The 25162-nt window shown below is 65.8% G+C and carries 22 protein-coding genes; 6 read left to right on the forward strand and 16 right to left on the reverse strand.

Translation table 11 applies throughout. From position 1 onward, the window contains the following. Positions 1-47 precede the first annotated feature (47 nt). Complete coding sequence (gene ndk, locus ACFFJK_RS16985) at positions 48-473, reverse strand: nucleoside-diphosphate kinase (protein WP_379680692.1); 426 nt, start codon at positions 471-473, stop codon at positions 48-50. Between the two features lie 243 nt (positions 474-716). Here ndk and ACFFJK_RS16990 point away from each other — a divergent pair, with 243 nt between their 5' ends. Continuing rightward, on the forward strand, positions 717-1412 hold the full coding sequence (locus tag ACFFJK_RS16990) for a Bax inhibitor-1/YccA family protein (RefSeq protein WP_379680693.1): 696 nt from the start codon (positions 717-719) through the stop codon (positions 1410-1412). A gap of 207 nt (positions 1413-1619) precedes the next feature. Here the strand turns inward: ACFFJK_RS16990 and rlmD are convergent, their stop codons facing one another. The 7 genes from rlmD to ACFFJK_RS17025 form a co-directional block, all read right to left on the reverse strand. Continuing rightward, the gene (gene rlmD / locus ACFFJK_RS16995) at positions 1620-3008 is read right to left on the reverse strand and encodes a 23S rRNA (uracil(1939)-C(5))-methyltransferase RlmD (protein WP_379680694.1); all 1389 of its coding nucleotides are present in this window, start codon (positions 3006-3008) and stop codon (positions 1620-1622) included. A 196-nt stretch (positions 3009-3204) separates the two neighbouring features. Further along, entirely contained in the window at positions 3205-4200 is a 996-nt protein-coding gene (gene rpoS, locus ACFFJK_RS17000) for an RNA polymerase sigma factor RpoS (protein ID WP_379680696.1), read from the reverse strand. Positions 4201-4327: 127 nt separating this feature from the next. Beyond that, on the reverse strand, positions 4328-5230 hold the full coding sequence (locus ACFFJK_RS17005) for a peptidoglycan DD-metalloendopeptidase family protein (RefSeq protein ID WP_379680697.1): 903 nt from the start codon (positions 5228-5230) through the stop codon (positions 4328-4330). Between the two features lie 158 nt (positions 5231-5388). Beyond that, complete coding sequence (locus ACFFJK_RS17010; protein ID WP_379680698.1) at positions 5389-6273, reverse strand: protein-L-isoaspartate(D-aspartate) O-methyltransferase; 885 nt, start codon at positions 6271-6273, stop codon at positions 5389-5391. Continuing rightward, a complete protein-coding gene (gene surE / locus ACFFJK_RS17015) occupies positions 6270-7004 on the reverse strand; it encodes a 5'/3'-nucleotidase SurE (RefSeq protein WP_379680699.1) in 735 nt (244 codons plus the stop codon). The genes ACFFJK_RS17010 and surE overlap by 4 nt, the downstream gene beginning before the upstream one ends. 90 nt (positions 7005-7094) lie before the next feature. After that, complete coding sequence (locus ACFFJK_RS17020; RefSeq protein ID WP_379680701.1) at positions 7095-9428, reverse strand: tetratricopeptide repeat protein; 2334 nt, start codon at positions 9426-9428, stop codon at positions 7095-7097. Between the two features lie 8 nt (positions 9429-9436). Further along, positions 9437-10045 (reverse strand): toll/interleukin-1 receptor domain-containing protein, encoded by a 609-nt coding sequence (locus ACFFJK_RS17025; protein ID WP_379680702.1) that lies wholly within the window; start codon positions 10043-10045, stop codon positions 9437-9439. Positions 10046-10213: 168 nt separating this feature from the next. Between ACFFJK_RS17025 and ACFFJK_RS17030 the strand changes: the two genes are divergently transcribed. After that, positions 10214-11188, forward strand: coding sequence for an NADPH:quinone oxidoreductase family protein (locus ACFFJK_RS17030; RefSeq protein ID WP_379680703.1), 975 nt, complete (start codon positions 10214-10216; stop codon positions 11186-11188). Positions 11189-11242: 54 nt separating this feature from the next. Here the strand turns inward: ACFFJK_RS17030 and yoaA are convergent, their stop codons facing one another. Both yoaA and ACFFJK_RS17040 read right to left on the reverse strand, forming a co-directional pair. Further along, positions 11243-13342: a DNA repair helicase YoaA gene (gene yoaA, locus ACFFJK_RS17035; RefSeq protein ID WP_379680705.1), complete on the reverse strand. Its 2100-nt coding sequence runs from the start codon at positions 13340-13342 to the stop codon at positions 11243-11245. A 27-nt stretch (positions 13343-13369) separates the two neighbouring features. After that, the gene (locus ACFFJK_RS17040; protein ID WP_379680706.1) at positions 13370-13570 is read right to left on the reverse strand and encodes a YdcH family protein; all 201 of its coding nucleotides are present in this window, start codon (positions 13568-13570) and stop codon (positions 13370-13372) included. Positions 13571-13782: 212 nt separating this feature from the next. On the opposite strand from ACFFJK_RS17040, the gene ACFFJK_RS17045 reads away from it, so the two are divergent. Next, positions 13783-14589: a PP2C family protein-serine/threonine phosphatase gene (locus ACFFJK_RS17045; RefSeq protein ID WP_379680708.1), complete on the forward strand. Its 807-nt coding sequence runs from the start codon at positions 13783-13785 to the stop codon at positions 14587-14589. A 95-nt stretch (positions 14590-14684) separates the two neighbouring features. Here the strand turns inward: ACFFJK_RS17045 and ACFFJK_RS17050 are convergent, their stop codons facing one another. The 6 genes from ACFFJK_RS17050 to ACFFJK_RS17075 all read right to left on the reverse strand — a co-directional run bounded on the left by ACFFJK_RS17050 (position 14685) and on the right by ACFFJK_RS17075 (position 22767). Beyond that, positions 14685-15365, reverse strand: a complete 681-nt coding sequence (locus ACFFJK_RS17050; RefSeq protein ID WP_379680710.1) for a hypothetical protein — start codon at positions 15363-15365, stop codon at positions 14685-14687. 14 nt (positions 15366-15379) lie between these two features. After that, complete coding sequence (gene zapE / locus ACFFJK_RS17055) at positions 15380-16477, reverse strand: cell division protein ZapE (protein WP_379680712.1); 1098 nt, start codon at positions 16475-16477, stop codon at positions 15380-15382. 189 nt (positions 16478-16666) lie between these two features. Continuing rightward, the gene (gene lpdA, locus ACFFJK_RS17060) at positions 16667-18100 is read right to left on the reverse strand and encodes a dihydrolipoyl dehydrogenase (protein ID WP_379680713.1); all 1434 of its coding nucleotides are present in this window, start codon (positions 18098-18100) and stop codon (positions 16667-16669) included. A 15-nt stretch (positions 18101-18115) separates the two neighbouring features. Continuing rightward, complete coding sequence (locus ACFFJK_RS17065) at positions 18116-18463, reverse strand: PspC domain-containing protein (protein ID WP_379680714.1); 348 nt, start codon at positions 18461-18463, stop codon at positions 18116-18118. A 114-nt stretch (positions 18464-18577) separates the two neighbouring features. After that, on the reverse strand, positions 18578-19840 hold the full coding sequence (gene odhB, locus ACFFJK_RS17070; RefSeq protein WP_379680715.1) for a 2-oxoglutarate dehydrogenase complex dihydrolipoyllysine-residue succinyltransferase: 1263 nt from the start codon (positions 19838-19840) through the stop codon (positions 18578-18580). 71 nt (positions 19841-19911) lie between these two features. After that, positions 19912-22767 (reverse strand): 2-oxoglutarate dehydrogenase E1 component, encoded by a 2856-nt coding sequence (locus tag ACFFJK_RS17075; protein ID WP_379680716.1) that lies wholly within the window; start codon positions 22765-22767, stop codon positions 19912-19914. A 288-nt stretch (positions 22768-23055) separates the two neighbouring features. On the opposite strand from ACFFJK_RS17075, the gene ACFFJK_RS17080 reads away from it, so the two are divergent. The 3 genes from ACFFJK_RS17080 to ACFFJK_RS17090 are packed head-to-tail and all read left to right on the forward strand — an operon-like array spanning position 23056 to position 25155. Beyond that, positions 23056-23751, forward strand: coding sequence for a PepSY-associated TM helix domain-containing protein (locus tag ACFFJK_RS17080; RefSeq protein WP_379680717.1), 696 nt, complete (start codon positions 23056-23058; stop codon positions 23749-23751). A gap of 45 nt (positions 23752-23796) precedes the next feature. Then, on the forward strand, positions 23797-24309 hold the full coding sequence (locus ACFFJK_RS17085) for a DUF2271 domain-containing protein (RefSeq protein WP_379680719.1): 513 nt from the start codon (positions 23797-23799) through the stop codon (positions 24307-24309). Between the two features lie 24 nt (positions 24310-24333). Continuing rightward, positions 24334-25155 (forward strand): DUF4198 domain-containing protein, encoded by an 822-nt coding sequence (locus tag ACFFJK_RS17090; protein WP_379680720.1) that lies wholly within the window; start codon positions 24334-24336, stop codon positions 25153-25155. Positions 25156-25162 lie beyond the last annotated feature (7 nt).

Raw genomic sequence — 25162 nt, forward strand, 5'->3', positions numbered from 1 at the left:
TCGATCAGTATCCGGCCTGGAGCCGCCTACCGATTGGCGTTAAAAGATTAACGCGAGTAGACGTTCAGTGCCGGGAAGAAGTAAGCGATTTCCACAGCAGCGGTTTCAGCGGCGTCCGAACCGTGGACGGCGTTGGCGTCGATCGAATCGGCGAAGTCGGCGCGGATGGTGCCGGCGTCTGCCTTCTTCGGATCGGTTGCGCCCATCAGTTCACGGTTCTTCAGGATCGCGCCTTCGCCTTCGAGCACCTGGATCATGACCGGACCCGAGATCATGAAGTTGACCAGATCCTTGAAGAACGGACGTGCTGCGTGCACGGCGTAGAAGCCTTCGGCTTCGGCTTGCGACAGCTGGGTCATGCGTGCAGCGACGATCTTCAGGCCAGCGCCTTCGAAGCGGCTATAGATTTGGCCGATCACGTTTTTTGCAACTGCGTCCGGTTTGATGATCGACAGGGTGCGTTCGATTGCCATGTAAACTCCAATGAAAGAAAGATTTATATCAAGAACTTGAGGGGGTTCTTGCAACCCAATTTGGAACTGAATCAACCTTTAATTTTACCATACATCCCTCATATAGCCGATATTGCGGCACTGGCAAGCAAAGTGGTAGAGTTGCGGGGACGAACGTCCTGATTTCACCTCTGCCTTAATGCTCGGCTAAGGAAAATGTTGTATGTTTTCAGTGACGCACCATCCAACTAACCGGAGGCACGAATGTTCCCTAACACGCAAACACAACGCACTGTCGACCTGACCAAGGGCGGTCAGGTAGCGACGCGCAACAAAGTACTGCGCAACACCTACTGGCTCCTGGCCTTGTCGATGATCCCGACCGTCCTGGGCGCGTTCATCGGCGTGTCGATGGAGCTGCCGATGCTCGGCGGCGGCATGGGCTTCATCATCTTCCTGGCCATCGCCTTCGGCTTCATGTTCGGCATCCAGAAGTTCAAGGACTCCGGGGTAGGCGTTGCCCTCCTGCTGGGCTTCACCTTCTTCATGGGCCTGATGCTGACCCCGCTGCTGCGCCACACGCTCGGCTTCGCCAACGGCGGCACCCTGATCATGACCGCCTTCGGCGGTACGGCCTGCGTGTTTGCCGTCATGGCAAGCATTGCCACCACCACCAAGCGCGACTTCTCGGGCATGGGCAGCTGGCTGTTTGCCGGCGTGATCGTCCTGATCCTGGCCGCGGTGGCGAACATCTTCCTGCAGATGTCGGCACTGTCGATCGTGATCTCGATGCTGGCCATCGGTATCTTCTCGGCCTTCATCCTGTATGACGTGCAACGCATCGTCAACGGCGGCGAGACCAACTACATCACCGCCACCCTGGCGATCTACCTGGACGTGTACAACATCTTCACCAGCCTGCTGCACCTGCTGGGCATTGCCGGCGGCGACCGCGAGTAAGCGGCTTCAGCCGGAATGAGAAAGCCGACCCTTGAGGTCGGCTTTTTTTCGTCCGGTTGCCAGAGCTAACGCGGCGCGACGAACTTGGATTCCCGCCTTCGCGGGAATGACGGCGTTCAGGCCGGCGGAAGAACAGCGATAGCTTGTTTCTGGCTGATACCTTTCAAACTGTCGTTCCCGCGAAGGCGGGAACCCAATTTCTGCTTGTTAAACCACCTCAGCCGGCACCTCGTATGCAGCAGCCGAAGCCGGCTTCGGCCCCAACTCGAACACCGCAATCGACTCCACGTGCGAGGTATGCGGGAACATGTTGCACACCCCCGCCTTCTTCAGCACGTAACCCGCCTTGTGCACCAGGATGCCGGCGTCGCGCGCCAGCGTCGACGGGCTGCACGACACGTACACGATCCGCTGCGGCATCAGCTCCTCATGCGTCTCGCGCAGGTCGGCCAGCGCCAGCGACAGCGCCATCGCGCCGTCGCGCGGCGGGTCGACCAGCATGCGGTCAAAACGGCCGAGCGCGACCAGGTCTTCCTTGGTCACCTCGAACAGGTTACGGGTAGAAAACGACGTTTTGGCCGCCAGCCCGTTGGCCTGCGCGTTCTCCAGCGCGCGCGTGGTCAGCGCGGTGCTGCCTTCGATGCCCACCACTTCGCGCGCCTGTGTCGCCAGCGGCAGCGTGAAGTTGCCCAGGCCGCAGAACAGGTCGGCCACGCGGTCGTTCGGCTGCACTTCCAGCAGGCGCAGCGCCTTCGACACCAGCACGCGGTTGATCTGGTGGTTCACCTGCGTGAAGTCGGTGGGCTTGAAGGGCATGCGGATGCCGAATTCCGGTAGCAGGTAGTACAGTTCCTTGCCGAGCGGGTAGTACGGGTAGGCCGTGTCCGGGCCCTTCGGCTGCAGCCACCACTGGATGTCCCACTTGTCGGCGAAGGCCCTGGCGAGCTCTTCGTCGGCCGGGGTCAGCGGCGCCATGATGCGCAGCACCAGCACGGTGACCTCTTCGCCGATGGCGACCTCGATCTGCGGCATCTGGTTGTAGATCGACAGCTGGCCGACGAACTCGCGCAGCGGCACGATCAGGCGGGCCACGTGGTCCGGCAGGATCTCGCAGGTGGTGATGTCGGCCACGTAGGACGAGGCGCGCTCATGGAAGCCAACCAGCACCCCGCCCTTCTTGGCCACGTGGCGCACCGACAGGCGCGCGCGGTAGCGGTAGTCCCAGGTCGGGCCGTACAGCGGGCGCATGATGTTTTCGGCCTTGACCTTGCCGAGGTGCCACAGGTTGTCCTCGAGGACGCGCTGCTTCATCGCCACCTGGCTTGATGCCTCCAGGTGCTGCATCGAGCAGCCGCCGCAGTAGCCGAAGTGCCGGCACTTCGGCTCGACGCGCATCGACGAGGCGCGTTGCAGCGTGACCATCCGACCCGACTCCCAGTTCTTCTTCTTGCGCAGCGTTTCAAAACTGACGCGCTCGCCCGGCAACGCGCCTTCGACGAAGATCACCTTGCCCGGCGTGCCGTCTTCGTTCTCGAGGTGGCCGACGCCGCGCGCGTCCGCATCCAGGGATTTGATGTCGATGAAAATTTCTTGCATGGTGGTCAAAAGAAAGTGGGGGTGGGCACAGGACTCGTTGTGCGGGGAGTTCGCAAACAAAAAAAGGGCTTTTTCGGCCCGGCGGGCATGATAGCAAGGAATTGGGGCGGGCGCCACAAGCGGGCTTTTCAGACTGGGGGCCGATCGTCGTGCGACGATGCATTCGCTGGATGAACTTGGGCCCCACCCAAAGCCGCTACAACAGCGAATCGCGCACCACCCCGCGCGCCGCCATCGCTCTCTTGAGCTTGACCAGCGCCTCCTGCTGGATCTGCCGCACCCGTTCGCGCGTTACGCCCATCTCTTCGGCCAGGGTCTCGAGCGTGGCCGGGTCGTCGTTGTCGAGGCCGAAGCGGCGCGTGACCACCTGGCGCTGCTTGTCGGGCAGGCGCGCCAGCCAGTCGCGCACCAGCGCCGTCATTTCGTGCTGTTCGGCCTGCGCATCGGGTGCGTCCCCGCCATCGTCGGGCAGCATGTCCATGAGGGTGGACTGGGGATCGTTGTCGAGCGGCGCGTCGAGCGAGGCCGCATGCTCGGACAGCGCCAGGATGTCCTGCACCTCTTCCACCGGCCGCCCCAGCAGGCTGGCGATATCCTCGCAGGAGGCATCCTTGCCGTCGCGCTTCTGGGCTTCGAGGTGGTACTTGGCGCGCAGCACCCCGTTCAGCTCGCGCACCATGTGCACCGGGAGGCGTACCGTGCGCGCCTGGTTCATGATGGCGCGCTCGATGCTCTGGCGGATCCACCAGGTGGCGTAGGTGGAAAAGCGGAAGCCGCGCTCGGGCTCGAACTTGTCGATCGCACGCATCAGGCCGATGTTGCCCTCCTCGATCAGGTCGAGCAGCACGACGCCGCGGTTGATGTAGTGCTTGGCGATCGAGACGACCAGGCGCAGGTTATGCTCGATCATCTTCTGGCGCGCCGCGAAGTCGCCGGCCTTGGCCAGGGTGGCGACCCGGACTTCCTCGGCGGCGGACAGCAGCGGGCGGGTGCCGATCTGGTTCAGGTAGTGCTGGGTGGTGTCGGTGGCAAGCTCGGCCTGCAGGACCTTGCGCAGCTCGTCGACCGAATCGACGTCGGCACCGGGGAGGATATCCGCTCCGTCCGCAGCCGCAAGCGCGCCCTCGTTCTCCGGTTCGTCCGGAAACTCGTCCGAATGCTGCTGGTCCAGCGGGTGCGGCGGCTGCGTCATACCCTTCCTACGCGTGTGTGAAAAATTCGTCCATGGCTGCGTTGCCTCGTCTCGCCGTATCAGCGTACTGTCTTCGAGTCGCCGTCGGATTGCCGCGCCACGTGCCCTGGCCGTTTTTTCACACCCTTCAACGGCCGGGCAGGAACCTCGACGGATCGACGGGCTTGCCCTGTTGGCGGATCTCGAAATGCAACTTCACCGAGTCGGCATCCGAATCGCCCATTTCCGCGATCTGCTGGCCCTTGGCCACGTTGTCGCCTTCCTTGACGATGATCTTGCGGTTGTGCGCGTACGCCGACAGCAGGTTGTTGCTGTGCTTGACGATAACGAGATTACCATAACCACGGATACCGCTGCCAGCGTACATTACCTTGCCGGCACCGGCGGCCACCACCTGCTGGCCGGGCCTGCCGGCGATGTCGATGCCCTTGTTCCTGCCTTCATCGAAGGTGGCAATGATGCGGCCGTCGGCCGGCCACATCCAGCTCAGCTTGTCATCGTCGCTGGCCGTCACGGTGCTGCCGGCGGCGATGACCGGGGCCGGGGCCGCCACCTGCGCGGCCGGCTCGGCGCGCGCACCCGATTCGCGCTGGACGCTGGCGACGCTGGCTTCGCTGTACGGCTGCTTGTCGACGCGCGGCGTGGTCTTGCGCGGCGGCGTGGCCGGCGGCGGCATCGGTACCGGCTGGGTCTGGATGCTGGCGGTGCGTTCGCCGCGCTCCGGCGGCGCCACGCGCAGGGTCTGGCCGACCTTGATGTCGTCCGGGTCGGCCAGGTTGTTCCAGGCGACGATGTCGCGGTAATTCTGGCCGAAGTCCAGCGCGATGCGCAGCAGCGTGTCGCCGCGGCGCACGGTGTACATGCCCTTCTCGTCCTTCGCTTCCTCGACGCGGGAGGCAGGCGCCGGGCGCGCCTGCGATACGCCCGATGTGGTGCGCTCGACGACCGGCGCCTGGCGGGTGATGGAATTACATCCGGCCAGCAGGCCGAGGGCGAGGGTGAGCAGTGCTAGGCGGGGTGCTTGGTTCATTGTCTTTCTATTTTCTGTTTCATGTACTGTGGTGCCGGACCGGGGCCAGGCCGGGTGCGCATGGCTGGCTCGCCAAGCTCGGCTGCGAAGCTCTACAACGCCGCCGACAGGCGCGGCGATGACAGGCGGTCCTGGCCGGGCCGGGACGCACTGTACTGTCAGACGGTGCCCGGGCGCAGCGGCACGAAGTGGCACGATTCCAGCGTTTCGCTGGCCCATTCGCTTTTGCCGATACGGGTGATGCGCTCCAGGCGCTGGACCTTGGCGCCAACCGGCGCGACGAGGTGGGCGCCGATGGCCAGCTGCTCGAGCAGGGCTTGCGGTACTTCGAGCCCTGCAGCCGCGAGAATGATGCCGTCGAAAGGTGCAACCTGCGGCAAGCCTAGCATACCATCGCCATATTGCAAACGAAGGTTGGAAATCCGCAAGGGCCGCAGCTTGGTCTTGGCCAGCTCGTGCAGCGGCTTGATGCGCTCGATCGAATACACTTCGCGGGCCACGAACGACAGCACCGCGGCCTGGTAGCCGCAGCCGGTGCCGATCTCGAGCACCCTGCCCAGCTGCGCCCCGGCTTGGGTCGAGGCGCGCATCGCCTCGATCATGCGCGCGACGATGTAGGGTTGCGAAATCGTCTGGTTGTGGCCGATCGGCAGCGAGGCGTCGATGTACGCCTGGGCCCATAGCGCCGGCTCGATGAACAGGTGGCGCGGCACCGCTTCCATGGCGCCCAGCACGACACCGTCCTGGACACCCTGGCGCGCGACCCGCGCCACCATGGCGCGCCGCACCGCCTCCGAGGCCATCAGGTCGGAACGCTGCACCGTGGGCGCGCTCGGCGTATGCGCCTGGGCATAGCCCGGCGGACGCGGCGATGGCGCAGGCGCGGACAGCGCCTGCGCGGCGCCGCCGTTCACCGCGGTGATCGCGGCGTTGCGGGTCGCGGTCTGGGGCGTGGCCACCGGCGCCGGCGCGCCCGGCTTGCGCGCCCCGCCCCCGGTGACCGACGAGAGCGGCAGCGGGAAGGTGCTGCGCTGGTCCTTCATACGATCCCCCGCAGCAGCTCCAGCTGCGCCTTGTGGGTCAGGTCCACCTGCAGCGGCGTGATCGACACGCAGCCCTGGGCGGTGGTATGGAAATCGGTGCCCTCGCCCGCATCGCGGCAGGCGCCGGGCGCGCCGATCCAGAAGATCTCGCGGCCGCGCGGATCCTGCGAACGGATCACCGGCTCGGCCTGGTGCCGGCGCCCGAGGCGCGACGGCGTCAAGGGGCCGATCTGTTCGTACGGCAGGTTCGGGATGTTCACGTTGAACAGGAACGGCAGTTCGAGCTTGTCGAAACGGCGCTCGACCACCTCGCGCGCAATGCGTGCGGCGGCATCGACGTGGGCCCAGCCGGGATTGACTTGCGAAAAAGCGATCGCGGGGATACCGAACAGGTAAGCCTCGGTAGCGGCCGCGACAGTACCCGAATAGAGGGTATCGTCGCCCATGTTCTGGCCGTTGTTGATACCGGAAACGACGAGGTCGGGCGGCGCGTCCATCATCGCGGTCAGCGCGATGTGGACGCAGTCGGTCGGCGTGCCGTTTACAAAATAGAAACCGTTGGCAGCTTTCTGGACCGACAGGGGACGGTCGAGCGATAACGAGTTGGATGCGCCCGAGCGGTTGCTGTCGGGAGCGACCACCACGATGTCCGCGATCGCGGACAACGCATCGGCCAGCGCACTGATACCAGGCGCCAGGTAGCCGTCGTCGTTACTGATAAGAATTCGCATGCTGCGATTTTACCTGAAGCAACGGCCGGATCGCTCGCCGCCGCCGCGTTTTTGTTGCCCGACGGCGATTTTCCTGGCTGCCGGACCGTGCTAACGTGGTGACATCGGGTTGTCCGGCCCTGCCCGGAACAGGGCTCCTTCCAGGGAGGAAACCAGATCCTGGGTAAAGGCCAGCAAGGCGTCCTTGTCCCCTTCCTGCTGGTACACCTGCTTGATCATCGCAGCCCCGCGCCGCCGTAGCGGATGTGCCACACTCGGCCACAGGACCGTATGCCGCAGGCTGTCGGCCAGGGCCCGGGCTTCGCGCGGGCTGCGCTTGTCGATGAGATCCTGGAGCTGCGCGAGCTGGTGCTGGAGGCTGTCCGAAGCCGGGTGCGCCGTCGCCTGTGCGGCCCGGGGCCCGTCCGCGCCGGCCGTCCCCTGGCAGGACCCGCCCGCCTCTTCCAGCCGCTGGCGCAATTCCGCCACCCGCTCGCGCAGGCGCCGCGCCGCGTCTTCCTCGCCCTGCTGGCCGAGGGTGGAGGCCAGCCGCAGCTGGATGCTCAGGGTGTCCGGATGGCTGGCGCCGAGATGGCGCTCGCGCGTCCACGCGAGCGATTCCTGCAGGCTGCGCACGGCCGCCAGGTCGCCCTGGGCCGCCAGGATCTCGGCCAGCGCCTCGCGCGCCTGCAAGGTGACCATGGCGTCGGTGCCGTCGTGGCGTTCGCGCCCGCGCAGCACGGCTTCGAGCAGGCGGCGTGCGTTGCCGAGGTCGCCCATCTCGCCAAGCAGCTGGGCCAGCCGCTGGCCGCAACGCAGCGTGTCGTCGTGTTCGCCGCCCTGGAGCCGGCGGCGGCCGTCCAGCACGCGCTCGTAGAGGACGCGTGCGCGGTCGAACTCGCGCTGCCCGGCCAGCGTCACGGCCAGGTCTTCGAGGCTGTCGAGCGTGATGGCGCACGCCTCGCCCCACAGGCGCTCGCAGGCGGCGACGACCTGTTCGTGCAGCGCCAGCGCGCGCTCGCCCTCGCCCAGCTGGCCGAGCACGCAGGCCAGGCGCGAGCGCGCCGCCAGCGTCTCGGGATGCTCGGCCCCGAGGCTGCGCGCGCATCCTTGCGCCAGCAGTTCGTAGTCGCGGCGCGCTTCCTGCAGGCGCCCGCTCGCGTGGCGCAGCGCCGCCAGCGCGCGCAATCCGGCGCGCGTATCCGCATGGTCCTCACCCAGGGCGCCGCGGCGCAGCGCCAGGCTTTCGCGCAGCAGGTCGTCGGCCTCGCCGGTGCGCCCCTCGTCGCGGCACAGCGCGCCCAAGCGTGCAAGGTCGGCCGCGAGCGGCACGCTGGCGATGGCCGCGGCGGCCGTGCCGTCCTCGGCGCGATTGCGCGCGATGGCCGTGCGCAGGCGCACCTCGGCCAGCGACTGCCATGGAAAGAAGCCCTGCCCGAACCAGGACAGCAGGCGGGCGGCCGGGCGCGCCAGCGTGCGCCGGTCGGCGCCGGGAGCGGCGACGGCCAGGACGTCGGCCAGCGCCAGCTGCAGCTCGTCGAACCAGCTGTCGAGGCGCAGGCGGGTGATGCCGTAGGCGCCGCGCAGCAGCGCCTCGAGGCGCGGCTGGTAGCCGGCCAGGCCCTGGCTGCTGTCGCCGCGGCGCCAGCGCTGGCCTGGGTCGCTGCGCGGGCCATCGACGCTGCACGCGACCGGATACACCAGCAGCGGCCGCTGCTCGTCTTCGTGGGTGCAGCGGTATTCGATGGCGCGCTGTACGACGCCCTCGAGACCGTCGAGGCTGCCGGGCGCGGGCGTGAACAGGCCGACGATGCGGTCCGGGACCAGCGTGGTGCAGACGCTGACCCCGGACGAGCGGCCCGCGCGGCTGGCCACCAGCACGTGGCGGAAGTGGCGCGTCATGCGCGCGGCGAAACGGCGGTACAGCGCGGGACAGGCGTCGAACAGGGCGTCCCAGTCGAGGCGGCCGGCGCGCTCGGCATAGCTGTCGTCGAAGCGCCCGGCGCGCATCAGGTACAGCGGCCGGCGACCGTCCGCGCGCACCACGTGGGCGCGCCAGTCGATGGCGTCGAGCAGGGCCTCGGCCAGTTCTTCGCCGCCGTCGTGCTGCGCCGGCCGGTGCCGCCGCAGCATCTCGTGCAGCCGCCCCTGCAGGGCGGACATGTATTCGACCAGCCCCGGCGGCTGGGCCGTCCCCATCCCCTCTTCCACATCCGTCGCGTCGATGCCGTCGTCCATATGGGCATGCAGGGAAGGCGACTCCAGGTCCCAGTCGATCATCAGGACCGGCGCCTGGGCAGCCTCGCCTGCGAGCTGCAGGGCCATCGCGGCCAGCAGGCCGTTGCGGGCAGCGCCCCCTTCGTACGCATAGAACGTCGTCACCTCGCCGGCGTCGTCCAGCGGCCGCAGCGCAGGTGGAAACAACGTGAAACGGTTCTGTTCCATGTGGCTCCTCATTTTTTTGGAAAAGTCAGGCCTGGCGCCGCGCGCCATTCAGGTGGGACATCGGGGAGCACGAATTGGTTGCAGTCATGGCCAGGCGGTGTATGCTTTTTTTGATACTGGTAATGCGTGGCGATGCGCTTGACCATCTTGTCGATGTCGGGGAGGAAGTCGGGATTCGATTTCAGGTCCGCCGTCGCCATCGTGAAATGGGAAAAGTCCACATAGAAGCTGCTCTCGGTGATCTGCGGCGGCAGCGAATCGGGGTGCCGCGTCATGATGACCGGGATGATCAGGCGGCTCGGCAGCGCATACCAGGAGGCGCGCTCGAGCTCGAGCTGGCGCATGGCGGCGTATTCGCGCCGCGTGTACGCATGGGCTTCGTACTTGGGCGTGTAGATGAGGATCATGCAGACGCTTTCGCACATCGCGCGCGCGATCTTGCGGTCGAGGTCGTCCCCGCCGCCCAGTTGTTCGGTGTCGATGAACAGTTCGTCCTCGTTGTCGAAGTAGGGTTCCAGATAGCAGCGCAGCGCGTCGGCCAGGGCCGTCTTGAACCGTTTCATCAGGTCATGCCTGCCGTGTGCGTAGCTGAAGAAACACCCGTAGCGGATTGCCATGCCTGCCCTCCCCATTCCAATTTGCTAACGCGGTATCCCTCGACTCTAGCGCTGCCGACCCCAGCCATTTTGCGGGCGCACAAGCGTGCTGGCGGACTCGACAGCACAAGCTGCGCTGCCTCTTCAGGCATAATTCCGCCGATTAATGAACATGAGATTGGAGAGCAAATGAAAGCCGTGCGATGCAAGGATTGGGGACCGATCGACAAGCTGGTGGTCGAGGACCTGCCCGACCTGGTGCCGGGCCCTGGCCAGGTCGTGGTCGATGTCAGGGCCGCCGGCGTGAACTTTCCGGACGTGCTGACGGTCCAGGGCAAGTACCAGGTACGCCCGGAGCTGCCGTTCACGCCGGGTAACGAGTTCGCGGGCACGGTGCGCACCCTCGGCGAAGGCGTCACCGGCTTCGCCCCCGGCCAGATGGTGATCGGCTTCACGCGCACCGGCGCCTTTGCCGAGCAGGCGCTGGCGCCGGTGGAAGCCCTGATGCCGATGCCGCCCGGAATGGACTTCGATACCGCCGCGGCGATCACCCTCACCTACGGCACCTCGCACCATGCGGTGGTGGACCGCGCGGCCCTGCAGCCGGGCGAAACCATGCTGGTGCTGGGCGCGGCCGGCGGCGTGGGGCTGGCCGCCATCGAGATCGGCAAGGCGCTGGGCGCGCGCGTGATCGCGGCGGCGTCGAGCGACGAGAAGCTGGCGGTCTGCCGCGCGCACGGGGCCGATGCCGTCATCAATTACGAGAAGGAAGACCTGCGCGAGGCGCTGAAGGCGGCGACGGACGGGCGCGGCCCCGACGTAATCTATGACCCGGTGGGCGGGCCGTACAGCGAGCCGGCGCTGCGCTCGATCGCCTGGCGCGGGCGCCACCTGGTGGTCGGCTTCGCGGCCGGCGAGATTCCGAAGCTGCCGTGGAACCTGATGCTGCTGAAAGGCGCCTCGGTGGTCGGCGTGTTCTGGGGCGACTTCGTGCGCAAGGAACCGGCGGCGAACCTGGCGGCGATGCGGCAGATGCTGGGGTGGATGGCGGAAGGCAAGCTCAAGCCGCTGGTGTCGGCGCGATATCCGCTCGAAGCGACAGCGCAGGCTTTGAATGATATGGCGGCGCGCAAGGTGACCGGCAAAGTTGTGATTTGCCCTTAACTGGGAAATGCCGATTTCGTAGGGTGGGCGGGAGACCGCCCACCCTACAAAAAGCTATGCGTTCAAGTCCGCCGCATCCCCGATCGTCCCCGGCCGGAAGAACTCGATCACGTCTGCCTGCACCCGGGTGCGCTTGAACGGCGGCAGGCTCTGCCAGATACGGCGCCCGTACGGCTTGGTGATGAGGCGCGGGTCGCAGATCATCAGGACGCCGCGGTCGTCGACGTCGCGGATCAGGCGGCCCGCGCCCTGCTTGAGCGTGATGATCGCTTCCGGCAACTGGTGGTGCATGAAGCCGTTCATGCCCTGCTTTTCCATCACCTCGATGCGTGCGGCCAGCACCGGGTCGTCCGGCGGCGCGAACGGCAGCTTGTCGATGATCACGAGCGACAGCGCGTCGCCGCGCACGTCGACGCCCTCCCAGAAACTCTGGCTGCCGACCAGCACGGCGTTGCCGGCATTGCGGAACGAATCGAGCAATTCGGTGCGCCCGCGCTCGCCCTGCACGAACAGCGGGAAGTCCAGCCCGCGCGCGGCAAACTCTTCGCGCAGGCGCTCCGCCACCTTGTTCACAGCGCGAATCGTCGTGCACAGGAAGAAGGTACGTCCACCAGCCGCCTCGATCACGGGCAGCGCGATGTCGACGCAGGCGTCGGTGTACTGGAAGGAGTTCGGCTCCGGCAGCCCGGTCGGCACGTACAGGATGCCCTGCTCGCCGTAGTTGAACGGGCTCGGCCAGGTCATGGCCGGCTCGCCCGTCAGGCCCATCTGGTCGGAGAAATGCTTGAAGTCGTTCTTCACCGCCAGCGTCGCCGAGGTGAAGATCCAGCTGCGCGGCGTGCCTTCGCGCTGGTTCGAGAAGATCGGCGCGATCGACAGCGGCGTCTTGTGCAGCTGCAGCGACGAGTTGAATGCCTCGACCCACAGCACCGCCGCCTCGTCGCCTTCGGCCGGCTTGCCTTTTTTGCTATCCGGCTTCCAGGCGTCGATCGAGGCGGACAGCTCCTGCGCGCGCACGCGGCAGGCCTCGATGGTCTCGGCGCGCGCCGCGTGCTCCTCCAGCACGGTGATCAAGCCGCCCAGCTCTTCCTTGAGCTTTTCCAGCGCCGGGAAGAAGGCGGAGGTCGGCAGGATCTGCGGCAGCGACAGGCGCGTGCCGCCTTCGGGGAAGGTCAGGCGCAGGTCGCGCGCCGCCTTCTCGACGCTTGTCACGACCTTGGCCCAGTCCGGACCGCGCGCGTGCGCCAGGCCTTCGGCCAGCACGTCGCGGCACAGTTCCAGCACCTGCGAGGTCGACACCGACTGGCCGAAGAACAGCGTGGCGGTGTCCGGCAGCTGGTGCGCTTCGTCGAAGATGATGGTGTTGGCCGACGGCAGCAGCTCGGCCACGCCGGTGTCCTTCAGTGCCACGTCGGCGAAGAACAGGTGGTGGTTGACCACCACCACGTCGGCCTGCTGGGCCTCCCTGCGCGCCTTCATGACGAAGCAGTCCTGGTAGTACTGGCACTCGGCGCCCATGCAGGTGTCGCGGGTCGAGGTCACCAGGTTCCATACCGAGGCGGTCTCGGGCACCTTGGTCAGCTCGGCCTTGTCGCCCGAGTTGGTCATCTTCATGAAGCGCGAGATCTCGCGCAGGTGGCCGACGTCGTCGCGCGAGGTCAGGCGCCCGTTGTTCAGCGTGCGCTCGAGGTGGAAGTGGCAGACGTAGTTCGAACGGCCCTTGAGCAGCGCCACCGACACCGGCGCGCGCAGCGCGGCCCGGATGGTCGGGATGTCGCGCAGGAACAGCTGGTCCTGCAGGTTCTTGGTACCGGTCGAGATGATGGTCTTGCCGCCCCACAGCAATGCCGGGACGAGGTAGGCGAAAGTCTTGCCGGTGCCGGTGCCGGCTTCGGCCATCAGGACTTTCTGGTCGGCGATGGCTTGCGCGATGGCCTTGGCCATCTCGGTCTGGGAAGTGCGCGGCTTGAAGGTGCCGACGGCAGGCGCGAGCGGGCCGCCCGCGCCGAACAGGCGGTCGAGCTCGTCATCGTATTTGCCGGGAGGCCTGGCGGCGGCGGGGAGAACGTCGCCCTGTGGCGCCGCGCTCGCCGCATTCGCCGGCCCGGCGGCGGCGCCGGGGGCCGGAACGGAAGCGGGGAGATGGTCGGTCAAAATGCGTGTTTCTTGTTAACCTGAAATTCAGGCGGGGATATCGGGTACCAGCTGCATCTTCAGCAGCGTAATATGATCCTTGAGCTGCAGCTTACGCTTTTTCAAACGGCGCAGCTGGAGCTGGTCCGCATGGCCGTCCGCGGTCAGCATGGAAATGACAGCATCGAGGTCGCGATGTTCCACATCGAGTTCAATGATGCGGCGCTGGATATCCTGGACGTTGCTCATGATTGCTGTTCCAAACAGTTCTGTTCAAAGCGTTTGCGGGAAAATTGTCGGCGTCATGCGCCGGCGTCGGACGCCGGACGGCGCCGCGTGCTGCGGCGCAGGCCCGTTCGAGTGTTCGGCTTGCAACACTGGGGCTTCTCGGTGCATAGTTTAATCTACGCTGAGGTTGCCGCCAACAAAGATTGGCGCTGGCGCTACGAAACACACCATTTATGACACGATACAAGATCGAAGCGGGAACCGCGCAACACATCGGTAACCGCCCGCAGCAGAACGACCGCGTCGCCCTGCTGACCGGCGCCCGCGCGCCCGGTTACATGCTGGCGGTGCTGTCGGACGGGATCGCCGGCTGCTCGGGTTCGGAGCAAGTGCTGCACACGGCGCGGCAGGTCTTCGACGAGTTCAAGCCAGGAGACAATCCGGGCACCGAACGCCTCGGCGACCTGCTGCGCGAGATGGTCGGCGAGACCCACCTGGTCATGAAGATGAATGCCATGATGGCCGGCGCAGGCGCCCAGGCCGAGGGGCACGCGAGCTTCGTCGCGCTGGTATTGTCGCCGCACGGCCAAGCCGTATGGGGGCATGTGGGCGATTCGCGGCTGTACCGCTTCCAGGGCGACCGCTGCCTGTCGCGCACCAGCGACGCCGCCTATATCGAGCACCTGGTGTCGAGCGACAAGCTACCCGAAGACGCGGCCAGGAACCACCGCAAGTCCAAGCTGCTGCTCAACGTACTGGGCAACAGCCGCAAGGAACCGTTCGTCACGATCGACAGCGCAACCGGACTGGCGCCCGGGGACAGCTTCCTGCTGGCCACCGACGGTTTGTGGCACTTCTTCACCGATGCCGAACTGGCGGCGGCGACCGGCAAGGCTTCGCCACGCCAGGCCTCGGAGATGCTGATCAACAAGGCATTGGAACGCTCGCAGGGCAAGGGCGGGAACTGCACGATGGCGATCGTGAAGCTGGTGAAGCCGGCGCAGGAAGGACTGACGGGGGTGGCCGGGCGCGTTGTGTGATGCGGTCGCAAGCCTCATGCGCTCGATAGCACCGCCGGAGCGACGGCGTGCGTTGTAGCGACTGAGTAGAAACGCAACCGTCAGCAAGCCAACGCTTACTTGTTCGCCGGCGCAGCCGTCTTCGCCTTCTCTTCCTCCGCCTTGCGCGCCGCAGCCTTCGCCTCGCGCTCGGCCACGCGCTGCGCGACTTCGCGCTGCTTCTGTTCCGACTTGCGCTTGCGCTCCTCGAAGGCCGCCGCGTTCGCTGCCGCCTTCGCGGCCTCCTCCGGCGCGCGCGCCGCTTCTTCCTTCGCCTTGGCGTTACGGCGCGCGATGCGCGATGCGGCCGGTGACGGCTTCGGCGGCGGCAGCGCCGTGGTCTCGCGCGGCGGTGGCGGCGGCTCGGCCGCCAGGCGCGCCTCTTCCGCCCTGTATTCGGCTTCCGCAGCCGCGATCTCGCGGTCGCGCTCCTCGACCTTCAGGCGACGCTTGAAGCGCTCGGCTTCGATCTCGATGTTGCGCTGGGCGGCCAGTGCCACCCTGCGCCGCTCCTTGGCTTCATCGAGGCAGTGGTTGACGAAGAATTTCTCGTAGCACTCGGCCTCGCGCTCGGCAAAGCGCGCTTCGATGGCGGCGCGTTCGCGCGCCACTGCGGCGAGGCGCTCGTCGGCCTGGGCCACCGACGTGGTCGGATCGACCGCGACGACGGCCGGACCCGGCTCGACCGTCGAGCAGGCGCCCAGAGCAAGGGCTGCTGCCGCCGCGAACAAGGCGCGCAATGCTGGATGACTCGTCATGGATGTCCTTTCGTTCAGGCGATGGCGTCCGCGGCACCGCGGCGCTCGGCAAGCATATACTCGCGCGACTGCATTTCAATGATACGCGACACGGTCCGGTGGAATTCGTTCGCGAGCATGCCTTGCGTGTACAGCGCTTCCGGCTCCACCGCCGCCGACATGATCAGCTTGACCTTGTGGTCGTAGAACACGTCGATGAGCCAGGTGAAGCGGCGCGCTTCCGACGACTGCGCCGCCGACATCGCCGGAATGCCCGAGAGGATCACGGTGTGGAAGCGCGAGGCCAGTTCCAGGTAGTCGTTCTGGGAACGCGGCCCGCCGCACAGGGTGGCGAAATCGAACCAGATCACCCCGCCGGCACGGCGCAGCGCACGGATCTCGCGGTTCTCGATGTGCACGATCGGGCTCTCGTCCGCGGTATCCGCCACCTTGGCGTACGCGTCGCGCAGCAGCTGGTCGGACGCCGCATTGAGCGGCATGTAGTAGGCCTGCACCTGCTCCAGCGCGCGCTTGCGGTAGTCGTTGCCGGCGTCGACGTTCAGGATGTCGAGCTTTTCCTGCAGCAGCGCGATGGTCGGCAGCATGCGGTCGCGGTGCAGCCCGTCGGGATACAGCGTGGACGGCTCGTAGTTCGAGGTCATCACGAAGCTCACGCCGTTGTCGAACAGGGCCTTGAGCAGGTTGTACAGGATCATCGCGTCGGCGATGTCCGAGACGTGGAATTCGTCGAAGCAGATCAGGCGGTATTTCCTGGCGATGCGCTTGGCCACTTCGTCGAGCGGATCGGCCACGCCCTTGAGCTCGTCCAGTTGGTGGTGGACCGCGCGCATGAACTCGTGGAAGTGCAGGCGCGTCTTGCGCACCACCGGCACCACCGAATAGAAGGAGTCCATCAGGAAGGACTTGCCGCGCCCCACCCCGCCCCACATGTACACGCCTTTCGGCACGTCCGGACGGTTGATGAGGCGCTTGAAAGCGGACGACCGCTGGGCCTTGTAGTGGACCCAGTCGTCGTACGCCTGCTGCAACCTGGCCACCGCGGCGGCCTGGGCCGGATCGGACTTGAAACCGCGCTCGGTCAGCGCGTGCTGGTAATACTCTTGGACGTTCATGATGATGATCTTACGTGGCACGGGCAGGTACTGATGCGCGTGCATGTGGCGCTGTTAACGTAGGGTGGGCGGGTCTCCCGCCCACGCGTTCAAGCAGCGTATGAAAGCCACGGAGCGGGCCATGAAACGTGATTTGAACGCGCGGGCGGCAGAGCCGCCCACCCTACAAAGGCGAAACGCCTGGATTGCTTAGAAGTTCAGCGAACGCTTGTCCACCGCCAGCGCGGCTTCCTTGACGGCTTCCGACAGCGACGGGTGCGCGTGGCAGATGCGGGCGATGTCTTCCGACGATGCCTTGAACTCCATCGCGACGACGGCTTCCGAGATCAGCTCGGAGGCCACCGGGCCGACGATGTGCACGCCCAGGATCTCGTCGGTGGTCGCGTCGGCCAGGAACTTCACCATGCCCGAGGTATCGCCCAGCGCGCGCGCACGGCCGTTGGCCATGAACGGGAAGGTGCCGGCCTTGTAGGCCACGCCTTCGGCCTTGAGCTGCTGCTCGGTCTTGCCGACCCAGGCGATTTCCGGCGAGGTGTAGATGACCCACGGGATGGTGTTGAAGTTGACGTGACCGTGCTGGCCGGCGATGCGCTCGGCAACCGCGACGCCCTCTTCTTCCGCCTTGTGCGCCAGCATCGGGCCGCGCACGACGTCGCCGACTGCCCACACGCCCGGCAGGCTGGTGCGGCACTCGTCGTCCACCACCACGAAACCGCGCTCGTCGAGTTGCAGGCCGACGGTCTCGATACCGAGGCCATTGGTGTTCGGCACGCGGCCGATCGAGATGATCAGGCGGTCGAAGGTGGCCTTCTGCTCGGCGCCGGTCGAGTCGGCGTATTCGACGGTGACGTCGTTCTCGCCCTTGGTGATCGCACCGATCTTGCAGCCCAGGTTGATTCTCAAGCCCTGCTTGGTGAACAGCTTGTGCGCTTCCTTGGCGATCTGCTCGTCCACGGCGCCCAGGAAGGTCGGCAGGCCTTCCAGCACGGTGACTTCGGCACCGACGCGGCGCCACACCGAACCCATTTCCAGGCCGATGACGCCGGCGCCGATCACGCCCAGCTTGCCAGGTACGGCTTCGATCGCCAGTGCGCCGGCGTTCGACAGGATCAGCTTCTCGTCGAACTCCGCGCCCGGCAGCTGGCGTGCGTTCGAACCGGTGGCGACGATCACGTTCTTGGCGGTGAGGGTGTCCGTGGTCGGGCCGCTCACGTTGATGGTGTAGCCTTCGTCCGTCTTGCCGGCGAACGCGCCGCGGCCGTGGAAGAAGCTGACCTTGTTCTTCTTGAACAGGAACAGGATGCCGTCGTTGTTCTGCTTGACGATGGTGTCCTTACGCTTGAGCATGGTCGGCAGGTCGAGCTCCAGGCCCGAGACCTTGATGCCGTGCTCGCCGAAGGCGTGGCCGGCGTGCTCGAAGTGCTCCGACGACTGCAGCAGCGCCTTCGACGGGATGCAGCCGACGTTGGTGCAGGTGCCGCCCGGGGCCGGCTTGCCGGCCGCGTTGCTCCACTCGTCGATGCAGGCGGTCTTGAAGCCCAGCTGTGCTGCACGGATGGCGGCGATGTAGCCGCCAGGGCCGCCGCCGATCACGACGACGTCAAATTGTTTCTCGTTACTCATGAATAGCTTCCTTATTTATTCTTCTGGGACAAAGATCCACAACAGCAGATACACCACCGCGCCAATGCCCGAGGTCATGATGGTCAACAGGGCAAAGATCAGGCGCCAGACCCAGGCATCCATGCCGAAGGTCACGCCCAGCCCGCTGCAGACGCCGCCGAGCCAGCGATCGGTGCGCGAACGGCGCAGCGTGCGCAGTCGCGCCTCGAAGCCGCCGACCTGGCGCTCGTAGCCGCCGGTACCCTTGTTCAGGTTGACCTGCTCCGAGGCCAGGACCTTCGCCTTGGCCTGCTCGAATTCGGCGTCGCTCAGCGCCCCGGCCTGGTGCAACTCGTGCAAGCGCCGGATTTCATCGGAGATCATGGCAATCCTCCTGGTGTTGGTGGACCGCGCGCCGCGAGCGGGCGGGTCCGTGTACTGCCGTGTCAGCGGGCATGCGCATCGGCGGCATGCCCGCACTGCACTGTGTGCTGCCGATTACAGGTCGAGCAGCAGGCGTGCCGGATCTTCCAGCGCGTCCTTCATCGCCACCAGGCCCAGCACGGCTTCGCGGCCGTCGATGATACGGTGGTCGTACGACATCGCCAGGTAGTTCATCGGACGGATGACGATCTGGCCGTTTTCCACGACGGCGCGGTCCTTGGTCGCGTGCACGCCCAGGATGGCCGACTGCGGCGGGTTGATGATCGGGGTCGACAGCATCGAGCCGAACACGCCGCCGTTCGAGATCGAGAAGGTACCGCCCGACAGGTCTTCCAGGGTCAGCTTGCCGTCTTTTGCCTTCTGGCCGAACTCGCCGATCTTCTTCTCGATCTCGGCGATCGACATCTGGTCGGCGTTGCGCAGGATCGGCACCACCAGGCCGCGCGGCGAACCGACGGCGATACCGATGTCGAAGTAGCCGTGGTAGACGATGTCGTTACCGTCGACCGAGGCGTTCAGGATCGGGTACTTCTTCAGGGCGGCGACGGCGGCCTTGACGAAGAAGGACATGAAGCCCAGCTTGACGCCGTGCTCTTTCTCGAACTTGTCCTTGTACTTGTTGCGCAGTTCCATGACCGGCGCCATGTTCACTTCGTTGAACGTGGTCAGGATGGCGTTGGTCTGCTGCGACTGCAGCAGGCGCTCGGCGATACGGGCGCGCAGGCGGCTCATCGGCACGCGCTCTTCCGGACGGTCGCCCAGGTTCGCGCTTGGTACGGCCACTTGCTGCAGCGCCGGCTTGGCGGCGGCAGGAGCAGGAGCGGCGGCTTGTGCAGGCTTGTTGGCGACAGCGGCCAGGGCATCGCCCTTGGTCACGCGGCCGTCGCGGCCGGTGCCGGTGGCATCCTGGGCGCTCATGTTGTTGTCGGCCAGGATCTTGGCGGCGGCAGGCATGGCGACGTCGCCCTTCGAACCGGTGGCGGCTGCAGCCGGTGCGGCGCTTGGCGCTTCGATCGGCGCGTTCGGGGCGGCCGATGGGATCGCCTTCACTGCCAGCGGGCTGGTCTGTGCGGAGGCTTCGGTATCGATGATCGCGATGGTCTCGCCCGAGACGACGGTGGCGCCGTCGGCCTTGATCAGCTGCACGATCACGCCAGCCGATGGGGCCGGCAGTTCCAGGACCACCTTGTCGGTCTCGATGTCGATCATGTTTTCGTCGCGGTCAACCGACTCGCCGACTTTCTTGTGCCAGGACAGGAGGGTTGCTTCAGCGACCGATTCCGACAGTTGGGGGACCTTGACTTCGATTTGTGCCATGTTGATGTAACTCCGTTGATTATTCTGTATGCAAACGCCCCCGGGCGATGGACGCGCCGGGGGCTTCGTGTTTATTTCGTCAGGATGAAACCCTTCAGTTTCGAGAACGCGGTTTCCAGCAGTTCCTTCTGCTGCGCCACGTGCTTGTCGGCATAGCCGACCGCAGGCGACGAGGAAGCGGCGCGGCCGGCATATGCCAGGCGCTGGTTTTCTTCCATGCTTTCGAAGATGTTGTGCTGGATCTGGAACCACGGACCCTGGTTCTGCGGCTCGTCCTGCACCCACACCACCTCGGTCGCGTTCGGGAACTTCTTCAGTTCGGCCGCGAACGACTTGTGCGGGAACGGGTACATCTGTTCGATACGGATGATCGCGACATCGCTGACGCCACGGGCCTTGCGGGTGTTGACCAGGTCGTAGTAGACCTTGCCCGAGCAGACCTGCACGCGCTTGACCTTGCCCGCGTCGATCTTGTCGTCGCATTCGCCGATGACGGTCTGGAAGCCGCCCTTGGCCAGGTCAAGCAGCGGCGAGCCGGCGTCCTTGTTACGCAGCAGCGACTTCGGCGTGAAGATCACCAGCGGCTTGCGGAACTGGCGCACCATCTGGCGGCGCAGCAGGTGGAAGATCTGGGCGGCCGTGGTCGGCTGCACCACTTGCATGTTGTTGTCGGCGCACAGTTGCAGGAAGCGCTCGATGCGTGCCGACGAGTGCTCCGGACCCTGGCCTTCGTAGCCGTGCGGCAGCATCATGGTCAGGCCCGAGGCGCGGCCCCACTTCGCTTCACCCGAAGCGATGAACTGGTCGATGACGACCTGGGCGCCGTTGACGAAGTCGCCGAACTGGGCTTCCCAGATGGTCAGCGTGTTCGGTTCGGCGGTCGAGTAGCCGTACTCGAAGCCGAGCACCGCTTCTTCCGACAGCACCGAGTCGATCACGGTGAAGTTGGCCTGGTTGTCCGACACGTTGGCCAGCGGCAGGTAGATGCCCTGGTCCCAGCGCTCGCGGTTCTGGTCGTGCAGCACGGCGTGGCGGTGCACGAAGGTGCCGCGGCCGGCGTCCTGGCCCGACAGGCGAACCGGATAGCCCGAAGCCAGCAGCGTCGCGAAGGCCAGGTGCTCGCCCATGCCCCAGTCGAGGTTGATCTCGCCGCGGCCCATGGCGGCGCGGTCGTTCAGGACCTTCTCGACCAGCGAGTGCGGCTTGAAGCCTTCCGGCACCTTGGTGATGCGTTCGGCCAGGCGCTTCAGCTCGGTCAGCGGCACGGCGGTGTCGCAGGCATCGGTCCACTTCTTGTTCAGGAACGGCGCCCAGTCGACGGCGTACTTGTTCTTGAAGTCGGTCAGCACCGGATCGACGGTGTGCTTGCCGGCGTCCATGGCGGCGCGGTACTCGGCGACCAGCTGGTCACCGGTTTCCGGCGGCACGGTGCCCTGCGCAGCCAGCTTTTCCGCGTACAGCTTGCGGGTGCCCGGGTGCTTGGCGATCTTCTTGTACATCAGCGGCTGGGTGAGCGCCGGAGTGTCCTGCTCGTTGTGGCCCAGCTTGCGGTAGCAGACGATGTCCACGACCACGTCCTTGCCGAATTCGGTGCGGTAGTCCATCGCGATCTGCGAGGCCAGCACGACCGCTTCCGGATCGTCGGCGTTCACGTGCAGCACCGGTGCTTCGATCATCTTGACGACGTCCGAGCAGTAGATGGTCGAACGGGCGTCGCGCGGGTCCGAGGTGGTGAAGCCGATCTGGTTGTTGATGACGATGTGGACGGTACCGCCGGTGCCGTAGCCGCGGGTCTGGGCCAGGTTCAGGGTTTCCATGACCACGCCCTGGCCGGCGAAGGCTGCGTCGCCGTGCACCAGGATCGGCAGCACCTGCTTGCCCTGGCGGTCGCCGCGGCGATCCATGCGCGCCTTGACCGAACCTTCGACGACCGGGTTGACGATCTCGAGGTGAGAAGGATTGAAGGCCAGCGACAGGTGGACCGGGCCGCCCGGGGTCGAGATGTCGCTCGAGAAGCCCTGGTGGTATTTCACGTCGCCTGCCGGCAGGTCGTCGGCGTGCTTGCCTTCGAATTCTTCGAACAGGTCGGCCGGGCTCTTGCCCAGGGTGTTGACCAGCACGTTCAGGCGGCCGCGGTGGGCCATGCCGATGACGATTTCCTGCACGCCCTTTTCACCGGCGCGCTGGATCACTTCGTCGATCGAGGCGATGAAGGATTCGCCGCCTTCCAGCGAGAAACGCTTGGCGCCGACGTACTTGGTGTGGAGGTAGCGCTCCAGGCCTTCGGCCGCGGTCAGGCGCTCGAGGATGTGCTTTTTCTTTTCGCCGGTGAAAGTCGGGGTCGAGCGGATCGACTCCAGGCGCTCCTGCAGCCAGCGCTTTTCGGTCGGGTCGCTGATGTACATGAACTCGGCACCAATCGAACGGCAGTAGGTGTCGCGCAGCATGTTCAGGATGTCGCGCAGCGGCGCGGTTTCCTTACCGAAATAGGTATTGCTGATGTTGAAGACGGTGTCGAGGTCCGCTTCGGTGAAGCCGTAGAAGGCCGGATCGAGTTCCGGCAGCGGCGGACGTTCCTGGCGCTGCAGCGGATCGAGGTTGGCCCAGCGCGAGCCGAGATAGCGGTAGGCGGCGATCAGCTGGGTGACGGCGACGCGCTTGCGGCCCATTTCCGGGTCCTGCGTGGCGCTGACGGTGCGGATCGGGCCCTGCTTCGCGCGTTCCGCGAACGAGGCGATGACGGACGAGTGGACCACGTCCGGGCGGGTGCTGCCGTCGACCGCGGGCACGTTCTGCATCTGGTCGAAGTAAGCGCGCCAGTTGTCCGGGACCGAACCCGGATTGTTCAGGTAGGCCTCGTACAACTCTTCCACGTACGGCGCATTACCGCCGAACAGGTAGGAGTTGGCTTTCTGTTGTTGCATCATTCTTGCTCACCTTTCTTCGCGCTTCGCGAGTATGGGGCGGGTTAGTTAACCTTCCGCGACACGGCCTGACCGGTTAGCGGATCGCACTTACTACATCAAGTTGTGGGGGAAGGACGAATTCTGGACAGCCATTACTTGCGCTACAGCAAACATTTTGCCAATTAGCGCACATTATTGTAACGCAAGCGCTCATGCAAGGCAGACCCTGCGGCCAGAATTTATTTATTTCAATTTGTAAAGCAACATCGCGCAGTTGACCGCGTAAATGATAATCGTTATCATTTGCTGATGAGCCCAACCGGACCCGCCTCCCCAACCCCTGCGCCGCCCGCCGCCGGCCCCGCCCCGGCAGCCGCCCCCGCCCTGCCGGGCGCCCGCCGCGCCGGCTACCTGAGGCAGCTGCACCAATGGCACTGGATCAGTTCCGCCATCTGTTTGATGGCCATGCTGCTGTTCAGTTTCACGGGTTTTACGCTGAATCACGCGGCCCAGATCGAGGCCAAGCCGGAAGTGACGCGCCTGAAGGCGACGCTGCCGGAACCGCTGCGCGCCCAGCTCGAGCAATATGCGCTCGAGCACGTGGACGCCGAGGTCCCGCTGCCGAGCGAACTGGCGGACTGGGCCAACGGCGCCTTCCCGGTCGAGGTGCGCGGCAAGCGCGCCGAGTGGAGCGAGGACGACGCCTATATTGCCCTGCCCCGCCCCGGCGGCGATGCCTGGCTGCGCATCGCGGTGGACGGCTCGGCCGAATACGAGCGGACCGACCGCGGCTGGATTTCCTGGCTCAACGACATGCACAAGGGCCGCAATACCGGCCCCGTGTGGAGCTGGTTCATCGACATCTTCGCCATTGCCTGCGTCGTGTTCTGCATTACCGGTTTCCTGATCCTGAAGTACCACGCGGCCAACCGGCCGTCGACCTGGCCGGTGATCGGCTTGGGCATCGTGCTGCCGGCGGTGATCGCCCTGCTCTTTGTCCACTAATTATTTGTTCAGCTGATATTTCACGTTCATTTATAAGGCTACCTGATGAAACTGTCCCACTCGCTTGCCCTGACCCTGCCGCTGGCATCCAGCTGGGCCATGGGCGCCGACCTGTCCGTCAAGTTCGAGCTGCCGCGCCTGAACGTCGCCGAATACCACAAGCCGTATGTCGCGATCTGGCTCGAGCGCGCCGACCAGAGCGTGGCCGCCAACCTGGCCGTGCTGTACGACGTCAAGATGAAGAACCGCGAAGGCGAGAAGTGGCTGAAGGACCTGCGCACCTGGTGGCGCAAGGCAGGGCGCGAGGCCAGCATGCCGATCGACGGCGTCAGCGGCGCAACCCGCGCGCCGGGTACCCATACGATGAAGTTCGACGCCGCGCGCAGCGGGCTGGACAAGCTTCCGGCGGGCGACTACACGCTGGTGGTCGAAGCCTCGCGCGAATCGGGCGGACGGGAAGTGGTCAAGCTGCCGTTCAACTGGGCGGGCAAGGGCAAGGCGAGCGCCAGTGCCGCGGGCAAGGACGAACTGGGCGCCGTGTCGCTCCAGATCCAATAACGAACAACACAACAGGAGAACACCATGCAAGCACCTCGTCTCACCAAGGCCGTCGCACTCGGCCTGATTTTCTCCGGCATGTCGATGACGGCCCAGGCGCACGACGCCTGGCTGCTGCCGAACAGCACCATGATCGATGCCAAGGAAGCCTGGCTCACCCTCGACGCGGGGATCTCGAACCAGCTGTTCGAGTTCAACTACGTCCCGCTGCGCCTGGACAACCTGATGGTCACCGATCCGGACGGCGTGACCACCAAGGCCGAGGGCGCGGTGCTGGGCAAGTTCCGCAGCACCCTCGACCTGCGCCTGCCGAAGGATGGCACCTACCGCCTCTCGATCGTCAACAACAATGTGATCGGCAGCTACAAGCTCAATGGCGAAACCAAGCGCTTCCGCGGCGCCCAGGGCAGCCCGGCCGTGCAGGTCCCGGCCGGCGCCACCGAGGTGCAGAGCACGAACGTTCACACGCGCCTGGAAACCTTTGTCTCGGCCAACAAGATGAACGAGACCGCCCTGAAACCGAGCGGTGTCGGGCTCGAACTGATTCCCGTCACCCACCCGTCCGACCTGCGCGTCGGCGAGCCGATCCGCGTACGCTTCCAGCTCAACGGCCAGCCGGCGGCCCAGCTGCCGTTCAGCGTGGTGCCGGGCACCGCCAAGTACCGCAGCGCCTCGGGCGAACAGCGCGTGACCACCGACGCCAAGGGCGAAGCCAGCTTCACCGTGTCGGCGCCGAACATGTACTACCTCAGCGCCGCCGTGCCGCACGGCGAGCGCAGCGGCCAGCCGCAGCCGGGCGCCAAGCGCTACACCTACGCGGCGACCTTCGAAGTGCTGCCGCAGTAAGGGCCGG

It is taken from the genome of Massilia consociata, assembly GCF_042432755.1.
In the GTDB taxonomy this organism is placed as follows: domain Bacteria; phylum Pseudomonadota; class Gammaproteobacteria; order Burkholderiales; family Burkholderiaceae_D; genus Telluria; species Telluria consociata.